This is a genomic window from Mycolicibacterium arseniciresistens (assembly GCF_030519285.1).
Taxonomy (GTDB): Bacteria; Actinomycetota; Actinomycetes; order Mycobacteriales; family Mycobacteriaceae; genus Mycobacterium; species Mycobacterium arseniciresistens.
Window position 1 is genome coordinate 26,201 of the sequence record NZ_JAUMSQ010000020.1, and the last position, 21,335, is coordinate 47,535.

Sequence of the window (21,335 nt, forward strand, 5' to 3'; positions counted from 1 at the left end):
TTGACGCGAATCGCGAGTAACGGCGTCAACAACCGTACTTTCGGCGCTCAGTCGGAGGTGCCGCGGGCGTCGAGGCGGCGCAACACGCGATCGACGACGGTGGGGTCGGTGCCCGATTTCGCGCGTGCGCCCACCACCGCGTCGCGAGCGGCTTCGAGCACCTCCTCTTTGAGCGCGTTCACCGTGCAGGCGTCGTGCACGTGCACGGTGTCCTGCCGGTCGGCCTCGTCTCGGATCAACCCGAGCGAGTGCCACATGCGGGTGGCGTTCTCGCAGGCCTCGTCGATCACCTCCGAGTCGACGTCGCCGCGGTCGCGGACCTCGTCGAGACGGCGGAACCCGGCGTCCCGGGCCCGCTGCAGCAGCTCCTGTTCCTCGGCGTCCTGCTCTTCGCCCGACACCGTGACACCGAGAACGCGGACCAGCACCGGCAGGGTGAGGCCTTGGGCCAGCATCGTGCCGATGATCACCACGAACGCGATGAAGATCAGCCGCTCACGCTCCGGGAAGCCGGGCGGCAGCGCCAGCACCGCCGCCAGCGTCACCACCCCTCGCATGCCCGCCCACGACGCCACCGTCATCTCCCGCCAGCCGACGGGTTCGGGCCTGTCGCTACGTCGCCGCATGACCTTCTCGTCGATCGCGGCGACGGGGAAGATCCACAGGAACCTCACCACCACCACCACCGCCGTGATCAGCAGTGCCTGCCCGATCAGCGTGCCGAACGACCCGGACACCTGGTCGGCGACGGCGCGCAGTTCCAGGCCGACGAACGCGAAGGCCGCCCCCGTGACCAATAATTCGATGATCTCCCACGTCGTCCCGGACACCAGCCGGGTCTGCGCGGACTCCTGGTCGGCATAGCGGCTGAGCGCGAGCGCGATCGTGACCACCGCGAGCACCCCGCTGCCGTGCGCCGCGTCGGCGGCCACGTACGCCGCGAACGGCATCACCAGCACCAGTGCGCTGCCCGCGGGGTGGGCGGGCAGCTTCTTCAGCAGCCAGCGCGTCGCGACGGCGATCGCCAGCCCCACCGCGATCCCGATGCCCACCGCCGCTCCGAGCGTCGCACCGGCATGCCAGGGCACGAACGCCCCCGTCACCGTCGACGCGACAGCCACCTCGTAGAGGACCAGTGACGTCGCGTCGTTCACCAGTCCCTCGCCCTCCAGGATGGTGCGCAACCGGCGGGGCAACTTCAGCTTGTTCGCCACCGCGGTGGCGGCGACGGGATCGGGCGGCGCCACCGCCGCACCCAGCGCGAGCGCGGCGATGAGTGGCAGCCCGGGCACCACCGCCTGCAGCACCACGCCGACCGCGCACGCGGTCACCCCGACCAGCGCGATCGCGAGCAGGCCGATGGCGCGACGGTTGTCCAGGAACTGCCGCCACGACGTGCGACGGGCCGCGGCGAAGAGCAGCGGCGGCAGCACCAGCGGCAGGATCAGCTCCGGGTTCACCGTTGGCGGCGGCAGCCCCGGCACATAGGCCAGGGCGAGGCCGAAGATCAACAGCACCACGGGGTAGGGCAGGTTGATGCGCTCGGCGAGCGGAGCCAGCAGCACGGTGGCCGCCGCCAGGCCGAGCAGCAGCGTCAGGCCGGCCATCGGTGCCGGCCTCGGTGGGGTGTGGGTCTCATGTCGACCTGCACATTCCCCATTCCCGGACGCGGGAACCCCTGGTGGCGGAATTCTTACGATCCGGGCCGGGCCGTCTCGGCGCGGGCGGCCGTGGCTATCCGACCGCCATGACCCTGCGGCCACTGCTGTTGACGCTCGTGCTGATCCTCGCGGGCTGCGGCGGTGAGGCCGCGGAGCAGTCCCCCGCCGAGCCGTCGACGCCCGGTGCGGCAACGACGACCACCGGCCTGCTGCCCTCCGGGGTGCCGACCGAGGGCAACCGCCCGCCTGCCGGCGACCTGCCACCGCCCGCCGAACCGCAACAGGCGCCGCGACAGACCGCACCGGTGCCCGGCCGCACGGTGGCGGTCGGCACCGCACCCGAAGGTGTCGTCGTCGACGCGCAGACCCGCATCGTCGCGGTGGCCACCCGCAAACCCGACACGCTGGTGCTGCTCGACGCCGACAGCGGCGACGTCGTCGCACGTACACCGCTGCCCGGCTTCGTGCGCCACCTGCAGCTCGCCGCGCCCGGAGGACCCGTCCTGGTGCCCGTCGAGAGCGCCGACGCGTTGATCCGGGTCGAGCTGCCCGGCGGCCGGGCCGAACCGCAGGTGATCACCGGGACGGTTCCGCACGACGCCGCGCAGGCCCCGAACGGCACCGTGTTCGTCGCCAACGAACTCGGCGGCACCGTCGCCGCGGTGCGTGGCGACGACATCGTCAAGGTCTTCACCGACAGCGTCCAGCCGGCCGGGCTCGCACCGGTGGGCACCTCGATGGGCCTGCTCGACGTGCGCAAGAACGACCTGACCGTCTACGACAGCGACCGGCTGACCATCGCCGGGTCGACACCGGCAGGAGAGGGCCCGACGCATCTGGTCGCCGACCGGCACGGCCGGATGATCGCCACCGACACCCGCGGCGACGCGGTGCGCGTGTTCGAGCCGCGGCCGACGCCCCGTGAGGTCGCCTCGGTGCCGCAGGCCGGTGGGCCCTACGGCATCGCGTATGACCCGACCCGCGACCGGCTGTGGGTCGCCTCGTCGGGCACCAACGAGGTCGTCGGCTACGACATGTCCTCGGCACAGCCACGCGAGATCCAGCGGCTGCCGACCGTGCAGAACCCGTACACCCTCGGTGTCGACGCGACGACCGGCCGGCTGTTCGTCGCCGGGGTGTCCGGCGGGGTGGTGCAGATCATCGACCCCGCGTGAGCGTGGCCGCCGAGTGTGAGGGCTGCGGTTACCAGGGCCCGTGCAGGACGGGAACCCTCACACCCGGCGGCGGTACGGGTACGCGGCGTACGGGTCAGCGGCCGTGTCAATCAGAGGATGTAGAGCATCTCCTGGTAGGTCGGCAGCGGCCACAGGTCGTCGGCGACGATGCCCTCGAGGGTGTCCGCGGCGGCACGCACCGCGTCCATCGCGGGAAGCAGGCCGTCGCGGGCGTGGGTCGCCTCCTCGAGCGCGCCCTCGGCGTGATGCGCCAGCGCGGCCTTCAGCGCCGACACCGCCGCGGTCAGCTCGCCGATCGGCTCCGAAACACTCTGCAGCAGCGTCATGTCGGGCTCGATGCCGGCCGCCTTGAGCGTCGCGACGTTCTGCGCGAGCTCGGTCTGGTAGCGCACCGCCGCGGGCAGGATGACCGTGGACCCCAGCTCCAGCGCCAGCTTCGCCTCGACCGCGACGGTCAGCGCGTACTGCTCGAGGCGGACCTCGTAGCGGCTGTGCAGTTCGCGCTCGCTGAACACGCCGTACCGCTCGAACACCTCGATCGCCTCCGGCTTGATCAGCTCGGGAACCGCGTCGAGGGTGGTCTTGAGGTTGGGCAGTCCACGCTCGGCCGCCTCGATGTGCCAGTTCTCGGAGTAGCCGTCGCCGTTGAACACCACCGCGCCGTGCTCGGTGATGATCTCGGTGAGCAGCGTCTGCACCGCGGTGTCGAACGCCTCGCCCTCGGACACGGCCTTCTCCAGCTCCGTGGCCATGTAGTCCAGCGAGTCGGCCATGATCGTGTTGAGGATGATCATCGGCACGTTGATCGTCTGGCCCGAACCGGGCGCGCGGAACTCGAAGCGGTTGCCGGTGAACGCGAACGGGCTGGTGCGGTTACGGTCGCCCGGATCGGTGGGCAGGATCGGCAGGGTGTCGACGCCGATGATCATGGTGCCCTTGCCCTTCGACGACGTCGCCGCGCCCTTGGCGATCTGGTCGAAGACGTCGGCGAGCTGATCGCCGAGGAAGATCGAGATGATCGCGGGCGGTGCCTCGTTGGCGCCGAGACGGTGGTCGTTGGTGGCCGAGGCGACCGACACCCGCAGCAGGCCGGCGTACTTGTGCACCGCGCGGATCACCGCGGCACAGAACACCAGGAACTGCGCGTTCTCGTGCGGGGTGTCGCCGGGCACCAGCAGGCTGCCGAACTGCGCGTTGCCCATCGAGAAGTTCACGTGCTTGCCCGAACCGTTGACACCGGCGAACGGCTTCTCGTGGAACAGGCACTCCATGCCGTGCTTCTTGGCGATGGTCTTGAACGTGGTCATCAGCAACTGCTGGTGATCGGCGGCGATGTTGGCCCGCTCGAACATCGGCGCGATCTCGAACTGGCCGGGCGCGACCTCGTTGTGGCGGGTCTTGGCCGGGATGCCCAGCTTGAACAGCTCGCGTTCGGTGTCCATCATGAAGCCGAGCACGCGCTCGGGGATGGCGCCGAAGTAGTGGTCGTCGAACTCCTGACCCTTCGGCGGCTTGGTGCCGAACAGGGTGCGTCCCGCGTTGATCAGGTCCGGGCGGGCGAGGAAGAAGTGCCGGTCGATCAGGAAGTACTCCTGCTCAGGACCGCAGAACGACACGATGTGATCGAAGTCTTTGTGGCCGAACAGCTTCAGGATGCGCTCGGCCTGCGCGCCCATCGCCTGCTGGCTGCGCAGCAGCGGCGTCTTGAAGTCCAGCGCCTCACCGGTCATCGAGACGAACACCGTCGGGATGCACAGCGTGTTGCCGTTCGGGTTCTCCAGGATGTACGCCGGGCTGGTGACGTCCCAGCCGGTGTAGCCGCGCGCCTCGAAGGTGCTGCGCAGGCCGCCCGACGGGAAACTCGACGCGTCGGGCTCACCCTGGATCAGGGTCTTGCCGGCGAACTCGGCCAGCGTCTGGCCGTCGGAGACCGGCTCGAGGAAGCTGTCGTGCTTCTCGGCGGTGAACCCGGTCATCGGGTAGAAGACGTGGGCGTAGTGGGTGGCCCCCTTGGACAGCGCCCAGTCCTTCATCACCGACGCGACGGAGTCGGCGACGGCCGGGTCGAGTTTGGCGCCCTTCTCGATGGTTGCGACCACGGACTTGTACACCGACTTGGGCAGCCGCAACTGCATCTCGGCCTTGGTGAACACGTTCGATCCGAAGATCTCGCCGGGCGCCTCGGCGGGATCGAAGCTGATCGCCGGCGGCACGTACGCCTCGACGTTGTTGATGGCCTGCAGACGCACGGCATTTCCGCTCAATGAAGTTCCTATCACTCCCAGGTCCGCGCGTGTCTCACGCCGACGGTTGACCGGCCAACACTAGGAACGGTCGATGGCAAACTTGTTACGCGCCCGTCACCGGCAGAATTCAATCGCCGTCCCGCGGCGTCACCACCTCTCCACCCCGACCCGCGGCCGCGGCGTTGCGACGACGCCTACGCTGGTTTCATGGGGCTTCGACTACGCAGAGGACGCGGTGTCACCCGCGACATCGAGGCGGACTACGACGAGCACGCCGCGGTGACCACCGGACCGGAAGGCGAGGCCGCGGGCGTCAAAGCCGTGCTGGTGTCGCTGCAGCGCGGCCTCAAGTCGATGGGTCCGCTGCGCACCGCCGCATCGCTGGTCCGGCTCAACCAGCGGCACGGGTTCGACTGCCCCGGTTGTGCCTGGCCGGAGGAGCCCGGCGGCCGCAAGTTCGCCGAGTTCTGCGAGAACGGCGCGAAGGCCGTCGCCGAGGAGGCCACCAAGCGGGTGGTGACGCCGGAGTTCTTCGCCCGGCACTCGATCGCCGACCTGGAGGCCCGCCCCGAGTACTGGCTGAGCCAGCAGGGCAGGCTCACCCACCCGGTGGTGCTGCGTCCCGGTGACGACCACTACCGCGAGATCGGCTGGGCCGAGGCGTACCGGCTGATCGCCGGCGAACTGCGGGCCCTCGCCGACCCGAACGAGGCGGTGTTCTACACCTCTGGCCGCACCAGCAACGAGGCCGCGTTCCTGTACCAGCTGCTGGTCCGCAGCTTCGGCACCAACAACCTGCCGGACTGTTCGAACATGTGCCACGAGTCGTCGGGCGCCGCGCTGGGCGATGCGATCGGCATCGGCAAGGGATCGGTCAGCGTCGAGGACGTCGCCACCGCGGACCTGATCATCATCGCCGGCCAGAATCCGGGCACCAACCATCCCCGGATGCTGTCGGTGCTGGAGAAGGCGAAGGCCGACGGCGCCAAGATCATCGCCGTCAACCCGCTGCCCGAAGCCGGCCTGATCCGCTTCAAGGACCCGCAGAAGGTGCACGGCGTGGTCGGGCACGGGGTGCCGATCGCCGACGAGTTCGTCCAGATCCGCCTCGGCGGCGACATGGCGCTGTTCGCGGGGGTGGCGCGCCTGCTGCTGGAGGCCGACGACCGGCAGCGCGGCACCGTCGTCGACCGCGACTTCATCGACAAGCACTGCGCAGGCTTCGCCGAGTACGAGGCGCACGCCCGGGCGGTGGACCTGGACACCGTGCTCGAGGCCACCGGCATCGACCGCGAACAGCTGGAACGGGTGGCGGCGATGGTCGCCGGTTCGCAGCGCACCGTGGCGTGCTGGGCGATGGGGCTCACGCAGCACCGGCATGCGGTGGCAATGATCTCCGAGATCGCCAACGTGCTGCTGATGCGCGGCATGATCGGCAAGCCCGGGGCCGGATTGTGCCCGGTGCGTGGCCATTCCAACGTGCAGGGCGACCGCACGATGGGAATCTGGGAGAAGATGCCGGAGGCGTTCCTCGCCGCGCTGGACGCCCACTTCGGGATCGTCAGCCCGCGCGACCACGGCGTGGACACCGTCGACGCGATCCGGGCGATGCGCGACGGCCGGGCCAAGGTGTTCATGGGCATGGGCGGCAATTTCGCGCTGGCGACGCCGGACACCGCGGTCACCGAGGCCGCGCTGCGCAGTTGCTCGCTCACCGTGCAGGTGTCGACGAAGCTCAACCGCAGCCACATCGTGCACGGCCGCACCGCGCTCATCCTGCCCTCGCTCGGCCGCACCGACCGTGACCTGCAGAACGGCGTGAAACAACAGGTTTCCGTAGAGGATTCGATGTCGATGGTGCACCTGTCGCGCGGCAGCCTGCAGCCGCCGGGCGACGAGGTGCGCAGCGAGGTCGCCATCATCTGCCAGTTGGCTCGCGAGCTGCTCGGCCGCGACCATCCGGTGCCGTGGGAGCGGTTCAACGCCGACTACGACACCATCCGCGACGCCATCGCGGCCGTGGTGCCCGGGTGCGACGACTACAACGCCAGGGTGCGCGCACCCGACGGCTTCCAGCTGCCCAACGGCCCCCGCGACTCACGCGAGTTCCCGACCAGCACAGGCAAAGCCAACTTCGCGGTCAACGAGCTCGAATGGGTACCGGTGCCGCCCGGCCGGCTGGTGCTGCAGACCCTGCGCAGCCACGACCAGTACAACACCACGATCTACGGGCTGAGCGACCGCTACCGCGGTGTCGAGGGTGGCCGGCGCGTCGTCTTCGTCAACCCAGCCGACCTCGCCGAATTCGGGCTCACCGAAGGCGACCGTGTCGATCTGGTGTCGGAGTTCGCCGTCGGTGGCGAGACGCAGGAACGCCGGGCCAAGGACTTCATGGTGGTGCCGTACTCGACACCGGCGGGCAACGCCGCCGCCTACTACCCGGAGACGAATTCGCTGGTGCCCCTCGACCACGTCGCCGCGAGGTCGAACACCCCGGTCTCCAAGGCCGTCGTCATCCGGCTCGAGAGGGCCAGCGCGCCCAGCGATCTGGTGAGCGGTTCGACATGGGACGAGTGACCACCCGCCGGCGGGCGCACCACCTCACCGGCGAGGACACCGTCGCCCGGCCGGAGACGCTGGTGGTCGAGGAACCGCTGGAGATCCGCCTGAACGGCACGCCGATCACCGTGACGATGCGCACACCGGGCTCCGATGTCGAACTCGCGCAGGGTTTCCTGCTCACCGAGGGCGTCATCGGCCACCGTGACGACGTGCTGACCGTCCGCTATTGCCGCGGCGCGGACGAAACGGGCGCCAACACCTACAACGTGCTGGACGTCACCCTGGCGCCGACGGTGCCCATGCCGGACATCGACGTGCGGCGCAACTTCTACACCACGTCGTCCTGCGGGGTGTGCGGCAAGGCGTCGCTGGAGGCCGTGCAGCTGTCGAGCAGGCACTGTCCGGGTGACGATCCGTCGACCGTTCCCGCAGGGACGCTGTCGGCGATGCCGGACCAGTTGCGCCGGGCGCAGAAGGTGTTCGCCAGCACCGGCGGCCTGCACGGCGCCGCGCTGTTCACCACCGACGGCACGCTGCTGGTGGTGCGCGAAGACATCGGCAGGCACAACGCCGTCGACAAGGTGATCGGCTGGGCGACCGAACAGGATCGCGTCCCGCTGACGGGCACGGTGCTGCTGGTCAGCGGTCGCGCATCGTTCGAGCTCACCCAGAAAGCGGTGATGGCCGGCATCCCGGTGCTCGCCGCGGTGTCGGCGCCGTCGTCGCTCGCCGTCGACCTGGCCAGCCAGTCCGGACTCACGCTGGTGGCGTTCCTTCGTGGCGACTCGATGAACGTGTACACCCGGCCGGACCGCGTCACGCGGTGAGTCCGCAGGTACCGGCGGGCCCGTGCGACACACGACGCGCACCCGTAGAGTGGTAAGGGCACGGCAACTGAACGTCGGTCGTTCCGCCGGGGTGAGACTTGGCTCGGCGGAAACCGCTTCTGACTCGTGGCTGCGTTCACCACGCGAGCGCAATCACGGATGGGAAGGAACCCCATTCGCGCGTCCCGGTGACACGCGCGCTTCGTCCCATCGAACAAGGATTGACCAATGGTGATCAGCCAGGTCCGCGCCTACGCGCATCTGACCGACGCAGACCTCGACGCATTCGGCAGTGAACTCGACACCCTGCGCACCCGCATCGAAGACGATCTCGGCGCCCGTGACGCCGCCTACATCCGCAGGACCATCTTCTTCCAGCGCACGCTGGACATCGCGGCGCGGCTGACGATCCAGTGCAGCCGCAGCCGGGCCGGCTGGCTGCTGGGCACGGTGGCGCTGGCCACCGCCAAGAGCATCGAGAACATGGAGATCGGGCACAACGTCGGCCACGGCCAGTGGGACTGGATGAACGACCCGGAGATCCACTCCAACACCTGGGAGTGGGACATGGCGGGACTGTCCTCGCAGTGGCGCTACTCGCACAACTACACCCACCACGTCTTCACCAACATCCTCGGCATGGACGACGACATCGGTTTCGGGGTGATCCGGGTGACCCGGGACCAGACCTGGAGACCGGAGCACCTCATCCAGCCGGCACGCAACGTGCTGCTCGCACTCATCTTCGAATGGGGCATCGCGCTGCACGGCGTGCACTCCAACCGGGACCGCGTGGACACCACCGCCGAGCTCGTAGCCGGGCGGAAAGCGCTGCTGCGCAAGATCTCACGTCAGGTCACCAAGGACTACGTGGTCTTCCCCGCGCTGAGCGGACGGCGCTGGCGACGGACGTTGGGCGCCAACACCGCGGCCAACGTCCTGCGCAATCTGTGGGCCTACCTGGTGATCTTCTGCGGCCACTTCCCCGACGGGGCGGAGAAGTTCGATCCCGCGGTGCTGACCGACGAGACGAAGCCGCACTGGTATCTGCGCCAGATGCTCGGCAGTGCCAACTTCACCGCCGGCCCGTTGATGGCGTTCCTCAGCGGCCACCTCTGCTATCAGATCGAACACCACCTGTTCCCCGATCTGCCCAGCAATCGCCTTCCGGAGATCGCGGTGTCGGTGCGGCAGCTGTGCGAGAAGTACGACCTGCCCTACACCACCGGCCCGCTGGCCCGGCAGTACTTCCTCACCCTGCGCACCATCCACAAACTCGCGCTGCCGGACCGGTTCCTGACCGCCACGGTGGACGACGCCCCGGAGACCGCGTCCGAGCGGCGATTCGACGGCGACCCAGCATGGCCGGCGGATCCCCACGTGCGATACGGGCTGCGCAGCGCCCTGGAGCGGCGGCGTCAGGCCCGGCGATCGCGCATGCCGTGGCGGAGCGGCGGGTAGCGTCCGCCTCGCGCGGTGAACCTTTGACGGCGGTGGCTCGTAGGAGTGGTCGGAACACAATCGACCACTCGAAGGAGCCCTCCCATGGCGGAGATCTTGATCGTCGCGATGCCCCCGATCGGCCACGTGAGCCCGCTGCTCAGCGTCGCCGCCGGACTGATCGACCGAGGCGACCGCGTCACCGTGCTGACGTCGGCCACCCACGCCGAACGGGTCCGTGCTGTCGGCGCCACGCCGGCCGCCATTCCCACTGAGGCCGACTTCGATCTGTCGCGCCTCGACATCGACTTCCCGGGGCGAGCCGAGACGACGGGTGTCGCACGGGTCAACTTCGACATCACCCACCTGTTCGTCGCACCGATGCCGCACCAGGCCCGCGCGCTATCCGAAGTCCTGGCGCACAACAGGTTCGACGCCGTGATCGTCGACGCCGCCTTCCTGGGTGTGCTGCCGCTGCTGCTCGGCGACCGGGCCGGCCGGCCCCCGGTGCTCGCCTACACCACCACACCGCTGATGATCACCAGCCGCGACACCGCACCGGGCGGCCTCGGCATGGCGCCCTCGTCGTCGTGGCCGGGCCGGTTGCGGAACCGGGCACTCACCGTCCTCGCTCAGAAGGTGCTGCTGCGGGAGTCGCAGCGGGCGGCCGAGGACGTGGTGAACCGCCTCGGCGCCGGCCCGCTGCGGACCTTCGTCCTGGACGCGGGATTGCTGGCCGACCGCTACATCGCGCCGACCATCCCCGAATTCGACTATCCGCGTAGCGATCTGCCCACCACCGTGCGATACGTCGGCGCGGTTCATCCCGCACCGTCATCCGGCGTGACGCTTCCGTCCTGGTGGGAACAGCTCGACACGGCACGCCCGATCGTGCACGTCACCCAGGGCACCATCGACAACGCCGACCTCGGCCGACTGCTCGCACCGACGATCGCCGCACTGGGCGGTGAGGACGTCACCGTGGTCGCCACCACCGGTGGCCGGCCGGTGACCGACCTGAGGATTCCGCTGCCCAGCAATGTCCATGTCGCCGAATACATCCCGCACGACCTGCTGCTGCCCAAGGTCGACGTCATGGTGACCAACGGCGGCTACGGCGCCGTACAGCGCGCGCTCAGCGCCGGGGTGCCGCTGGTGGTGGCCGGTGACACCGAGGACAAGCCGGAGGTGGCGGCCCGGGTGGCCTGGGCCGGTGCGGGCATCGACCTGCGCACAGGCACACCGTCACCGGAAGCGGTGCGCACCGCGGTTCGTGCGGTGCTCGACGACGACCGCTACGGGCGCAGAGCCCGCGACCTCGCCGCCGGCTATGCCCGGCGCGACGGCGTCGCCGAGATCGCCGCGCTCGTGCACGACGTGATCGCCGAGCGCGGCAATGTGGCGCCGCGCGAAGTCGCGTAGTCGACTACTCATGCGCTTGCACGCTGCGGCCCGCAGGCTCGAACCATGCTGACCGAGCTGCAGTTCGTCGCGATCACCGCGTTCCTGATCTGGGGACTCGTCAGCTCGGTGTGCGGCCTGCTCACATCGTCGGCCCCCGAGCCGGTGCTGGTCTGGCGCGAACACGGCCCGGACGGCTGGGACGGCTGGCGTGAGGTGCATTTCGGACTGACGGGCGCCGACCGGCGGGCTGTCGAGCAGGCACATGCCAGGGAGCTGACCGAGTCGGACCGGGCCGGCCTCACCGAGGCCGTGCTGCAGCAGACCCGCCGCGATGACAGCGATGCCGTCCAGTTCGCCGTCGTGCACCGCTCACCGGAGGGGATCCACACCGCACCGGCAGTCGTCTGCGTCTGCGCGCCGGTCGCGATACGCCAGGGGGAAGAGGTGGCCGCCGTCGGCACGGCATGAGCCACCAGCAGAAGGGACGGCAGCGTCGAGGAGGGGACGACGCTGCCGTCCCGCTGCTCAGCGGAGCGCGGTGACGAAGGTACTGCTCAACGACCCGGCTGGAACGTCGTCGGGTGCGGGCCTGCCGAACTGTGCCATCACATCGACCGCGACCGCTGCACGGGTTGACCAGCCCCGGTCGGCCAGCCACTCAACGACATCGGCGCGTTCCCCAGCGAAGAACAGTTCCTCGCCAGAGTAGACGTCTTCGCGGGTCGTCTCGTTCATCCGCCGGAACGTCTCGGCGGTGTTTGCGTAGAACTCGGGTGTATAGGCATCCACCACGAGTCGGCTTCGTGCAGCGCTGAATTGGTGAATACGTTCGAACAGCAGATCCTGGGCGGCCGGCGGGAGGTATGGCAGCAAGCCCTCCGCCACCCATGCCGTCGGCTCACCCGGATCGAAGCCCGCGGCGGTCAAGGCCGCCGGCCAATCACGGCGCAGGTCGATCGGAACCGCCCGACGGGCGATGGCGGGTTCGGCATCGTGCGCCCGCATGGTGTCGTCCTTGAACTCGAGAACGCCCGGCTGGTCGAGCTCGTAGACGACGGTGGCATGGGGCCACGTCAGCCGCCAGGCTCTGGCGTCGAGACCGGCCGCGAGGATCACGACCTGGCGTTCGCCACCCACGGTCAGGAAATCGTCGATGAAGCGGGTGCGGCAGGCGGCCCAGTCCGTCGACGCCTGCCGGAAACGTGCCACGGCCGGGTCGTCGTACTCATTGCGGTTCCAGGCCTCAGTGGCGTACGGATTCTTCCAACCTCGCGCGACCGCCGCGTTGAGGAAGTGCTGAGCGAACGGGTCGGCCGTCAGTCGATCGTCGCGGGTTGTCTCTGCCGCCCGGACCATCGCGGTGGCGAGCGCGGTGGTGCCGACGTTCTCGCTGATGTCCCAGCTGTCGCCTTCGGTTCTGCCCATGCGCGACCCCCCGTTCGGGGACATCATGCCCCCGCGCGGCGGTCAGCGGGTCAGATCAGGCGCTCTTGTCGCGGCGTTCGGCGCGCGTCGGCTTGCGCGGCACGATCGTCGGCAGCACGTTGTCCTGCACGGTCTCCTTGGTGACGACCACCTTGGCGACGTCGTCGCGGCTGGGGATGTCGTACATCACCGGCAGCAGGACTTCTTCCATGATGGCGCGCAGACCACGGGCACCGGTGCCGCGGTGGATCGCCTGGTCGGCGATCGCGTCGAGGGCGTCCTCGTCGAACTCGAGCTCGACGCCGTCCATCTCGAACAGCCGGGTGTACTGCTTCACCAGCGCGTTCTTCGGCGTGGACAGGATCTGCACCAGCGATTCCTTGTCCAGGTTCGTCACCGATGCGACGACAGGCAGGCGACCGATGAACTCGGGAATCAGACCGAACTTGATGAGGTCTTCGGGCATGACCTCCGCGAAGTGGTCCTGGGTGTCGATCTCGGCCTTCGAATGCACCTCGGCGCCGAAGCCAAGCCCGCGCTTGCCGACGCGGTCCTGCACGATCCGCTCGAGCCCGGCGAACGCGCCGGCCACGATGAACAGCACGTTGGTGGTGTCGATCTGGATGAATTCCTGGTGCGGGTGCTTGCGGCCGCCCTGCGGGGGCACCGACGCCTGGGTGCCCTCGAGGATCTTCAGCAGCGCCTGCTGCACGCCCTCACCGGACACGTCGCGGGTGATCGACGGGTTCTCGCTCTTACGGGCGATCTTGTCGACCTCGTCGATGTAGATGATGCCGGTCTCGGCGCGCTTGACGTCGTAGTCGGCGGCCTGGATCAGCTTGAGGAGGATGTTCTCGACGTCCTCACCGACGTAGCCGGCCTCGGTGAGCGCGGTGGCATCGGCGATCGCGAACGGGACGTTGAGCATCTTGGCCAGCGTCTGGGCGAGGTAGGTCTTGCCGCAGCCGGTCGGGCCCAGCATCAGGATGTTGGACTTGGTCAGCTCGACGGCCTCGGCGCGCGAATCGCGCGACTTCTCCCCCGCCTGGATGCGCTTGTAGTGGTTGTAGACCGCCACTGCGAGCGTGCGCTTGGCGGTGTCCTGCCCGATGACATAGCCCTCGAGGAAGTCGCGGATCTCCGCAGGCTTGGGGAGTTCATCGAGTTTGACGTCGTCGGCGTCGGCCAACTCCTCTTCGATGATCTCGTTGCACAGGTCGATGCACTCGTCGCAGATGTACACACCGGGACCCGCGATGAGCTTCTTCACCTGCTTCTGACTCTTGCCACAGAACGAGCACTTCAGCAGGTCACCGCCGTCTCCGATACGTGCCATGGTGGTGGAGGCCTACTTCCTGTTCACAAGTCGGTGAATCGGACTGGTGGTTCACTTCGGGCGTCGCCGAGGCGTAGTTCCCGACGCTACCCGCTTGCTCCGGCGCGGTGCGACCGTTAGAGCCGAATCGCGTCGGTGGTATTCAACTGTCGCGCCAACATATCGCCTGATAACCGCTGGAACGCTCCGGACGCGCTGGCGTGTCGCCGCCGTTACCAGACCGAGAGCGCGCGCTTCGTCCACGATACCGAAGGCCGAGTCCGAGGCGAACTCCCGTTCACTGAGCGCTGACGCACGACACTCGCTTGCCCGGCGGCTAGGAAACCTTTTCATTTCGGCAGCGGAGTCTGGCTTCGCGGTGATTTCGGCAAGTCGGTGTGATCCGCAGAATTTCTTCCAACGAGCCGCAACCGCCACCGCTTGATCGGAGCCAGACATGAAGATCCAATTCGCCGCACGCGCAGTCGCGATCACCACCGTGGGCCTGGGCCTCACGCTCGGCGCGTCCGCCGTTGCGAACGGCAAGCCGGTCTGGGATATCGGTGTCTACGACAGCTGCGTCACCAAAGCGGACAACGACTACGTCAACGGTGTCCTCGCGGCTGATGACTACGCCGACCGAATCGCACATTGTTGTGCCGACAGCGGAGGCGTCTGGGTCGGCGGACCGATCTCCGGTTGGTGCACCTCCCCACCGCCGCGCAAAGTCGACGCCGTGCCGATCGCCCCCGGCGCTACGGCGGGCGTGTCCGACGAGCCCCCACCCGGCACGCCGCTTCCGACGCCGACACCGCGCCCTCGGCCGGTCGCCCAACCCGGAACCACCGTCGGTTAGCGGATCCAACCGGGGTCGTCCGGCTACTTCTTCTGCGCCGACAGCTTGCGGTACTCGAGCACCGTGTCGATGACGCCGTAATCCTTGGCCTCGGCGGCGGTGAGGATCTTGTCGCGGTCGGTGTCCTTGCGGATCTGCTCGGCGGACTTGCCGGTGTGGCCCGCCAGCGTCGTCTCCATCAGCGTGCGCATCCGCTCGATCTCCTTGGCCTGGATCTCCAGGTCGGAGAACTGCCCCTGGATCACACCGGACAGCGCCGGCTGATGAATCAGGATGCGGGCGTTGGGCAGCGCAAGCCGCTTACCTGGCGTTCCTGCCGCCAGCAGCACCGCCGCGGCCGAAGCCGCCTGGCCCAGGCACACGGTCTGGATGTCGGCACGCACGTACTGCATGGTGTCGTAGATCGCCATCAGCGAGGTGAACGAGCCACCGGGCGAGTTGATGTACATGGTGATGTCGCGGTCGGGATCCAGCGACTCCAGGACCAGCAGCTGGGCCATGATGTCGTTGGCCGACGCGTCGTCGACCTGCACGCCGAGGAAGATGATGCGCTCCTCGAACAGCTTGTTGTACGGGTTGGACTCCTTGACGCCGAAGCTCGAGTGCTCGATGAACGACGGCAGGATGTAGCGGGCCTGGGGCATGACGCGGGGGTCAGTGTGATTGGTCATCAGGGTGCCACTCCGTCGTTGATGCTGGCGCTGGTGATGATGTGGTCGACGAAGCCGTACTCGAGGGCTTCCTGCGCGGTGAACCAGCGGTCGCGATCGGAGTCGGCTTCGATGCGCTCGATGGTCTGACCGGTGAACTCGGCGTTCAGCCGGAACATCTCCTTCTTGATCGAGGAGAACTGCTCGGCCTGGATCGCGATGTCCGCCGCGCCACCGGTGATGCCGCCCAACGGCTGGTGCATCAGGATGCGGGCGTGCGGCAGGGCGTAGCGCTTGCCCTTGGTACCCGCCGCGAGCAGGAACTCACCCATCGATGCGGCCATACCCATGCCATAGGTCGCCACGTCGCACGGCGCGAGCACCATGGTGTCGTAGATCGCCATGCCGGCGCTGATCGAGCCGCCGGGCGAGTTGATGTACAGGTGGATGTCCTTGACGGGGTCCTCGGCCGACAGCAACAGGATCTGCGCACAGATCCGGTTGGCGATGTCATCGTCGACCTGAGAGCCCAAGAATATGATGCGCTCGGCGAGCAACCGCTCGTAGACCGAGTCCTGCAGCGTGAGCCCTGGCGACCCGCCACGCATTTCCGTCATCGGCTGAGTACCTCTTTCTCGTACGTCTTCGTCGCTCTCGAACTTCATCGGTTGTCTTCACCGACACTAACCAAACCGCGCCGCGCCGCACTCCCTGACGGGGGCGCGTTCGCTCACAGCGTCACTTGCTGTCGGCGTCCTCGGCTGCGTCGTCATCGGCCTCGTCGGCGGTGTCGTCCTCGGCGGCGGCGTCGTCGGCCTCGGCGGTGACGTCGCCCTCGGCGTCAGCCTCGCCGGCGGGCCCGAAGAACTCCGTGGTGTCGATGACCGTGCCCTCGGTGTCGGTGACCGTCGCGGCGTGCACCACCGCGGCGATGGTCAGCCCGCGCCGCACGTCGGCGAACATCGCCGGCAGCTGATTGTTCTGCTGCAGCACCTGCAGCAGCTGCTGCGGCTCGATGCCGTACTGGCGTGACATCAGCACCAGGCGCTCGGTCAGGTCGTTCTGGCCGACCTGGATGTCGAGCTTGTCGGCCACCGCATCCATCAGCAGCTGGGTCTTGACGGCCTTCTCGGCATCGCTGCGGGTCTCCGCGTCGAACTCCTCGCGGGTGCTGCCCTGCTCGGCGAGCTGCTCGGCGAACCGCTCCTCGTCGTGGTCGAGGCCGTGGATCGCGTTGTGCACCGTGTCGTCGACCTGGGCCTGCACCACCTTCTCGGGCAGCGGGATCTCGGTCTGCTCCAGCAGCGCCTCGAGCGCGCGGTCACGGATCTGCTCGGCCTGGGTAACGCGCTTGACCCGGCGGACCTGCTCGACCAGGCTCTCGCGCAGCTCCTCGAAGGTGTCGAATTCGCTTGCCAGCTGGGCGAACTCGTCATCGGGCTCGGGCAGCTCGCGCTCCTTGACCGACTTGACGGTGACGGTGACCACGGCCTCGCGGCCTGCGTACTCACCTGCGGCGAGCGTGGTGGTGAAGTCCTTGCTCTCGCCCTCGGAGAGCCCGGTGATCGCCTCGTCGAGGCCGTCGATGAGCTGACCGGAGCCGACCTCGTGGGACAGGCCCTCGGTGGCGGCCTCGGGCACCGGCTCGCCGTCGACGGTGGCCGACAGGTCGATGGACACGAAGTCGCCCTCGGCGGCCGGCCGGTCGACACCGGTGAGGGTGCCGAACCGGGCACGCAGGTTCTGCAGCTCCGCGTCGACCTCGTCGTCGCCGACCTCGATCGGGTCGACGGTGATCGTCAGGGATTCCAGATCGGGCAGCTCGATCTCGGGCCGGACGTCGACCTCGGCGGTGAAGACCAGGTCCTCGCCGTACTCCTTGTTGGTGATCTCGATCTCGGGCTGGCCCAGCGGCTGCACCTCGGAGGTGGTGATCGCCTCGGAGTACTTGCCGGGAACGGCCTCGCCGACGACCTGGTCGAGCATCGCCTCACGGCCGACGCGCGCCTCGAGCAACTTGCGCGGCGCCTTGCCGGGCCGGAAGCCGGGCAGCCGGACCTGCTGGGCCAGCTGCTTGAAAGCGCGGTCGAAATCGGGCTCCAGTTCCGTGAAGGGCACCTCCACGTTGATGCGCACCCGGGTGGGGCTCAACTTCTCGACGGTGCTCTTCACGCTCTTTGACTCCTCGATGTCTGAATATGGGTGGTGCTGTCGGGGTGACAGGATTTGAACCTGCGGCCTTCCGCTCCCAAAGCGGATGCGCTACCAAGCTGCGCTACACCCCGAAGGTGGTCCTCGTCGCCCGCACGCGCGTCACTGACCACGCGAGATACTACGTGTTGCCGGCGGCACGCATGCGCGCGCGGCAGCCAATTGGCCTTGATCGACGGCGCGCCGGTACGATCTGCGGTGCACAACATGCGGGCGTAGCTCAATGGTAGAGCCCTAGTCTTCCAAACTAGCTACGCGGGTTCGATTCCCGTCGCCCGCTCCACAGAACGGCTCGACAGGCCAGTTATCGCAGGTGGTGGCCAGTTTTCTGCGCTGGCGTCGGACCTTCTACGGCCCCAAGATGCAGTGCCCGGTCATATCGCCCGGGACAATCCGCACGTCGGCTCCCAGAGGAGCAGGTACCCCGACCGGCAAACAGGTATCAACGCCATTTATCAGTACGCGCAGGCCAGTTGGGCCGGGGTTGGCCTTGCCCGTTGCCGGGTCGATCAAAGGCTTGACCGGGCCCTGGCGCACGGCGTCTTGCCCCTGTTGCAGGGCGTCTTGCCCCTGTTCCAGGGCGCCCTCGACCTGGCCGGCGATGCCGGCGGCCCGGTCCTGCTGGCACTGCTGCTGTTGGTCTGGCGGCCGCTGTTCACACGGCGGATCCTGCGCACCGGCGATCGGAGCGAATGCGACGACGCCGCACGCGCCCACCCCGGCGAGAATCGCGCTGGCGGTGTAGAGCTTGAACACGAGGTCGTCCCTTCGGTTTGCTTCGCTTGAAGCTGATCAGGTAGGCGGGATGTTGGCGGATCAGGGCCTGGCGCGGCGATCAGAATCAGGGGCCGACGCGCGTCCATACCGCTGTGATGTTCGCCGCCGGGCAGCTGCTCACCGACACCAGCGTCAGCTCCTGGACGTAGCCGTCGGTCACGACGGTCGGCGTCCCGGTGCCGGTGGCCACACCACAGCCCGCCAGTTCGTGGGTGTGCTGCCAGCCGACGCCGTTCCAGTTCATGACCACCGTCCTCGACGGACCCGTGCCGACGGCGTCGCACTCGGGGCAATCGGACGTGACGTGAACGGTGTCGCCGAACGGGGCGATGACGTACGTGCCGCTGAACAATCCGTCGTTCGCCGCATTCGCGACACCCGGCGACCACACGGCTGCGGCCGCGATAACCGCCGCGGCCCCCGCCACGCCCGAAATCGCTTGAAACTTCATGATTCTCCCCATTGTGGTCGAGCGCAGGCGCTCAGTATGCGGCCTTCCCGACCGCCGCACCGTGCGAATCCCTCGATTCGCTGAAGCGGACACCAGCAATCATGCCGTGACACCGATCGGTACCGACCGCGTAACGATCCGATCGCCTCGGCCGCCGTCGCCGTTTCGGCCGATAGCATCGTCAGTCAAATTGCGCGAGTTGGCTTTTCGCCTCGACCCGACGGGGCCGGCGGCGCCCGGACAGGGGAACAGTGACAGACAAGCCCGTGCACGGCCGCTGTGATCCGCTGTTCGCCAAGGTGCGCGACGCGTTCGAGGCGAACTTCACCGAACGCGACGACGTGGGCGCCGCGGTGGCCGTCTGGGTGGAGGGCGACCTGGTCGTCGACCTGTGGGGCGGGCACGCCGACGCCGCCGCGCGACGACCGTGGCGGCGCGACACCCTCGCCAGTGTCTTCTCCGGATCGAAAGGCCTGACGAGCACCTGCATCCACCTGCTGGCCGACCGCGGCGAGCTCGACCTGTACGCGCCGGTGGCCGCCTACTGGCCCGAGTTCGCACAAGCCGGCAAGCAGGACATCACGGTCGCCATGGTGCTGGCACACCGCTCGGGGGTGATCGGACCGCGCGCCCCGCTGCACTGGTCGGACACCACCGACTGGGACGCGGTCTGCGCGCGGCTGGCCGCGGCCGAACCCTGGTGGTCACCGGGCAGCGCGCAGGGCTACCACATGGTCAGCTTCGGATTCATCCTCGGTGAACTGGTCCGCCGGGTGACCGGCCGAACCCTGGGCCAGTACCTGCGCACCGAGATCGCCGAGCCGCTGGGCATCGACGTGCACATCGGCCTGCTCGCCGCCGAACACCACCGGTGCGCCGACATGATCGGCAAGCCGCACATCCGCGACGTGCTCGCCGCGGGCGACGCACCCGCCATGCCGGTCTCGCTGGCCGAGCACCCGAAGGCCGGACTGTCGGTCGCCATGGGCCACATCCCCGACGACGAGCTGGGCTCACACGCGCTGACGCGGTGGCGCCTCGGCGAGTTCCCCGCCACCAACGCCCACGTGTCCGCGATCGGCATGGCCACCTTCTACAACGCCCTGGCCCAGGGCAAGCTGCTCTCCCCCGAGCACCTCGACCTGGTGCGAATCTGCCAGGGCGGCAACGACACCGACCTGGTGCTCGGATCGCGCGTCGCCGATCACGGGTGGGGACTGGGCTACATGCTCAACCAGCGCCGCGTCGCCGGTCCGAACCCGCGGTCGTTCGGGCACGGCGGGTCCGGGGGCTCCTTCGCGTTCGCCGACCTCGAACACCGCATCGGCTACGCCTACGTGATGAACCGGTTCGACGCCACGAAGTGCAACGCCGACCCGCGCAGCCTGGCGCTCTCCGACGAGGTCTACGCCGCCCTGAGAGTCGCTCAGGACTGAATCTCGCGCACCCGGTCGCGACCATTCCTGTCGGTACGCTGAAAGGCATGAACGGCGTTCTGCTCGTGCTCATCGTCCTGGTCGTCGCGACGATCGCCGTCGTGGTGTACACCGCCTCGAAGTCGGCGGGCAAGCGTTCGGCGGAGTCGCTGGCCGACGCCAAGGCTGACGCCCGCCGGGTGATCGAACGCCTCGGCGGCCAGGTGCTCAACCTCAGCGGCAACGACGACGCCTCCAAACAGGCGATGGCCGACGCGTCGGAGCGCTACACCGCCGCCTCGTCGCAGATCGACCAGGCGACGACGGCGAAGCAGGCACTGCTGGCCAAGGAGAGCGCGGTCGAGGGCCTCTACTACGTGCGGGCGGCCCGGGTCGCGATGGGCATGGACCCCGGGCCGGAGCTCGAGTCGCTGGCCGGCCAGCGCACCGCAGGCTCGGTGACCGAGTCCCGCAGCGTCGAGTTCGAGGGCCGCGAGATCCAGGCGTCGCCGAGCCCGTCGCAACGCACCCCGAATTACTACCCGGGAGGCACCGTTGCGGGTCGCCCGGTGCCTGCGGGCTGGTACTCCGAGCCATGGTGGAAGCCGGCGCTGGTCGCCGGCGCGTGGGGTGTCGGCTCGGTGCTCCTGTTCAGCGCGTTGTTCTCCGGGATGGCCGGTACGGGTTACGAGCAGGGGTTCGCCCAGGGCTACGACCAGGGCGCGGAGGGCGCCGACGGCGGCGACGCGGGTGGCTTCGACGGCGGCGGCGGTGACGGCGGTGGCTGGGGCGGCGGTGACGGCGGCGGCTGGGGCGGCGGCGATTTCGGCGGCGGCGACTTCGGCGGCTTCTGACCGCCGAGTCTGAACTTGTGTGCGCGAAGTTTTCGAATTAGCGCA

General features: G+C 68.6%; 18 protein-coding genes and 2 tRNA genes. 10 read left to right on the forward strand and 10 right to left on the reverse strand.

The features are described from left to right. Positions 1-47: 47 nt before the first annotated feature. On the reverse strand, positions 48-1,607 hold the full coding sequence (locus Q2100_RS04800; protein WP_302913041.1) for a Na+/H+ antiporter: 1,560 nt from the start codon (positions 1,605-1,607) through the stop codon (positions 48-50). Between the two features lie 140 nt (positions 1,608-1,747). Between Q2100_RS04800 and Q2100_RS04805 the strand changes: the two genes are divergently transcribed. Continuing rightward, positions 1,748-2,836 (forward strand): YncE family protein, encoded by a 1,089-nt coding sequence (locus Q2100_RS04805; RefSeq protein WP_302913042.1) that lies wholly within the window; start codon positions 1,748-1,750, stop codon positions 2,834-2,836. 110 nt (positions 2,837-2,946) lie between these two features. Here the strand turns inward: Q2100_RS04805 and Q2100_RS04810 are convergent, their stop codons facing one another. Then, positions 2,947-5,121, reverse strand: a complete 2,175-nt coding sequence (locus Q2100_RS04810) for a glutamine synthetase III family protein (protein WP_302913043.1) — start codon at positions 5,119-5,121, stop codon at positions 2,947-2,949. 189 nt (positions 5,122-5,310) lie between these two features. Here Q2100_RS04810 and Q2100_RS04815 point away from each other — a divergent pair, with 189 nt between their 5' ends. The 5 genes from Q2100_RS04815 to Q2100_RS04835 all read left to right on the forward strand — a co-directional run bounded on the left by Q2100_RS04815 (position 5,311) and on the right by Q2100_RS04835 (position 11,804). Continuing rightward, entirely contained in the window at positions 5,311-7,680 is a 2,370-nt protein-coding gene (locus tag Q2100_RS04815) for an FdhF/YdeP family oxidoreductase (protein WP_302913044.1), read from the forward strand. Beyond that, positions 7,668-8,492 (forward strand): formate dehydrogenase accessory sulfurtransferase FdhD, encoded by an 825-nt coding sequence (fdhD, locus tag Q2100_RS04820; protein ID WP_264015434.1) that lies wholly within the window; start codon positions 7,668-7,670, stop codon positions 8,490-8,492. The genes Q2100_RS04815 and fdhD overlap by 13 nt, the downstream gene beginning before the upstream one ends. A 228-nt stretch (positions 8,493-8,720) precedes the next feature. After that, positions 8,721-9,953: a fatty acid desaturase family protein gene (locus Q2100_RS04825; protein ID WP_302913045.1), complete on the forward strand. Its 1,233-nt coding sequence runs from the start codon at positions 8,721-8,723 to the stop codon at positions 9,951-9,953. Between the two features lie 84 nt (positions 9,954-10,037). Further along, positions 10,038-11,354: a nucleotide disphospho-sugar-binding domain-containing protein gene (locus tag Q2100_RS04830; protein ID WP_302913046.1), complete on the forward strand. Its 1,317-nt coding sequence runs from the start codon at positions 10,038-10,040 to the stop codon at positions 11,352-11,354. Positions 11,355-11,399: 45 nt separating this feature from the next. Continuing rightward, entirely contained in the window at positions 11,400-11,804 is a 405-nt protein-coding gene (locus Q2100_RS04835) for a hypothetical protein (protein WP_302913047.1), read from the forward strand. Between the two features lie 57 nt (positions 11,805-11,861). On the opposite strand, the gene Q2100_RS04840 is transcribed toward Q2100_RS04835, so the two are convergent. After that, the gene (locus Q2100_RS04840; protein ID WP_302913048.1) at positions 11,862-12,761 is read right to left on the reverse strand and encodes an SAM-dependent methyltransferase; all 900 of its coding nucleotides are present in this window, start codon (positions 12,759-12,761) and stop codon (positions 11,862-11,864) included. 55 nt (positions 12,762-12,816) lie between these two features. After that, positions 12,817-14,097 (reverse strand): ATP-dependent Clp protease ATP-binding subunit ClpX, encoded by a 1,281-nt coding sequence (gene clpX / locus Q2100_RS04845; protein ID WP_264015439.1) that lies wholly within the window; start codon positions 14,095-14,097, stop codon positions 12,817-12,819. A 436-nt stretch (positions 14,098-14,533) separates the two neighbouring features. Here clpX and Q2100_RS04850 point away from each other — a divergent pair, with 436 nt between their 5' ends. After that, positions 14,534-14,932: a hypothetical protein gene (locus Q2100_RS04850; protein WP_302913049.1), complete on the forward strand. Its 399-nt coding sequence runs from the start codon at positions 14,534-14,536 to the stop codon at positions 14,930-14,932. Between the two features lie 23 nt (positions 14,933-14,955). Here the strand turns inward: Q2100_RS04850 and Q2100_RS04855 are convergent, their stop codons facing one another. From Q2100_RS04855 to Q2100_RS04870, 4 genes are all read right to left on the reverse strand, one after another. Further along, positions 14,956-15,603, reverse strand: a complete 648-nt coding sequence (locus Q2100_RS04855) for an ATP-dependent Clp protease proteolytic subunit (protein ID WP_302913050.1) — start codon at positions 15,601-15,603, stop codon at positions 14,956-14,958. After that, positions 15,603-16,199, reverse strand: coding sequence for an ATP-dependent Clp protease proteolytic subunit (locus Q2100_RS04860; RefSeq protein ID WP_264015442.1), 597 nt, complete (start codon positions 16,197-16,199; stop codon positions 15,603-15,605). Before Q2100_RS04860 ends, Q2100_RS04855 begins: the two co-directional genes overlap by 1 nt. A 121-nt stretch (positions 16,200-16,320) precedes the next feature. Then, entirely contained in the window at positions 16,321-17,754 is a 1,434-nt protein-coding gene (tig, locus tag Q2100_RS04865; RefSeq protein WP_302913051.1) for a trigger factor, read from the reverse strand. A 39-nt stretch (positions 17,755-17,793) separates the two neighbouring features. Beyond that, positions 17,794-17,867 (reverse strand) — tRNA-Pro (locus Q2100_RS04870). A 135-nt stretch (positions 17,868-18,002) separates the two neighbouring features. On the opposite strand from Q2100_RS04870, the gene Q2100_RS04875 reads away from it, so the two are divergent. Next, a tRNA-Gly gene (locus Q2100_RS04875) sits at positions 18,003-18,076 on the forward strand. Positions 18,077-18,141: 65 nt separating this feature from the next. Here the strand turns inward: Q2100_RS04875 and Q2100_RS04880 are convergent. After that, positions 18,142-18,549 carry a hypothetical protein gene (locus Q2100_RS04880; RefSeq protein WP_302913052.1) on the reverse strand — a complete coding sequence of 136 codons (408 nt, stop codon included), beginning with the start codon at positions 18,547-18,549 and terminating at the stop codon, positions 18,142-18,144. Between the two features lie 85 nt (positions 18,550-18,634). Then, positions 18,635-19,021, reverse strand: a complete 387-nt coding sequence (locus Q2100_RS04885) for a hypothetical protein (protein ID WP_302913053.1) — start codon at positions 19,019-19,021, stop codon at positions 18,635-18,637. A gap of 251 nt (positions 19,022-19,272) precedes the next feature. Between Q2100_RS04885 and Q2100_RS04890 the strand changes: the two genes are divergently transcribed. Both Q2100_RS04890 and Q2100_RS04895 read left to right on the forward strand, forming a co-directional pair. Next, positions 19,273-20,457 (forward strand): serine hydrolase domain-containing protein, encoded by a 1,185-nt coding sequence (locus tag Q2100_RS04890; RefSeq protein ID WP_302913054.1) that lies wholly within the window; start codon positions 19,273-19,275, stop codon positions 20,455-20,457. 47 nt (positions 20,458-20,504) lie between these two features. After that, positions 20,505-21,290, forward strand: a complete 786-nt coding sequence (locus Q2100_RS04895) for a DUF1542 domain-containing protein (protein ID WP_302913055.1) — start codon at positions 20,505-20,507, stop codon at positions 21,288-21,290. Positions 21,291-21,335: the final 45 nt, after the last annotated feature.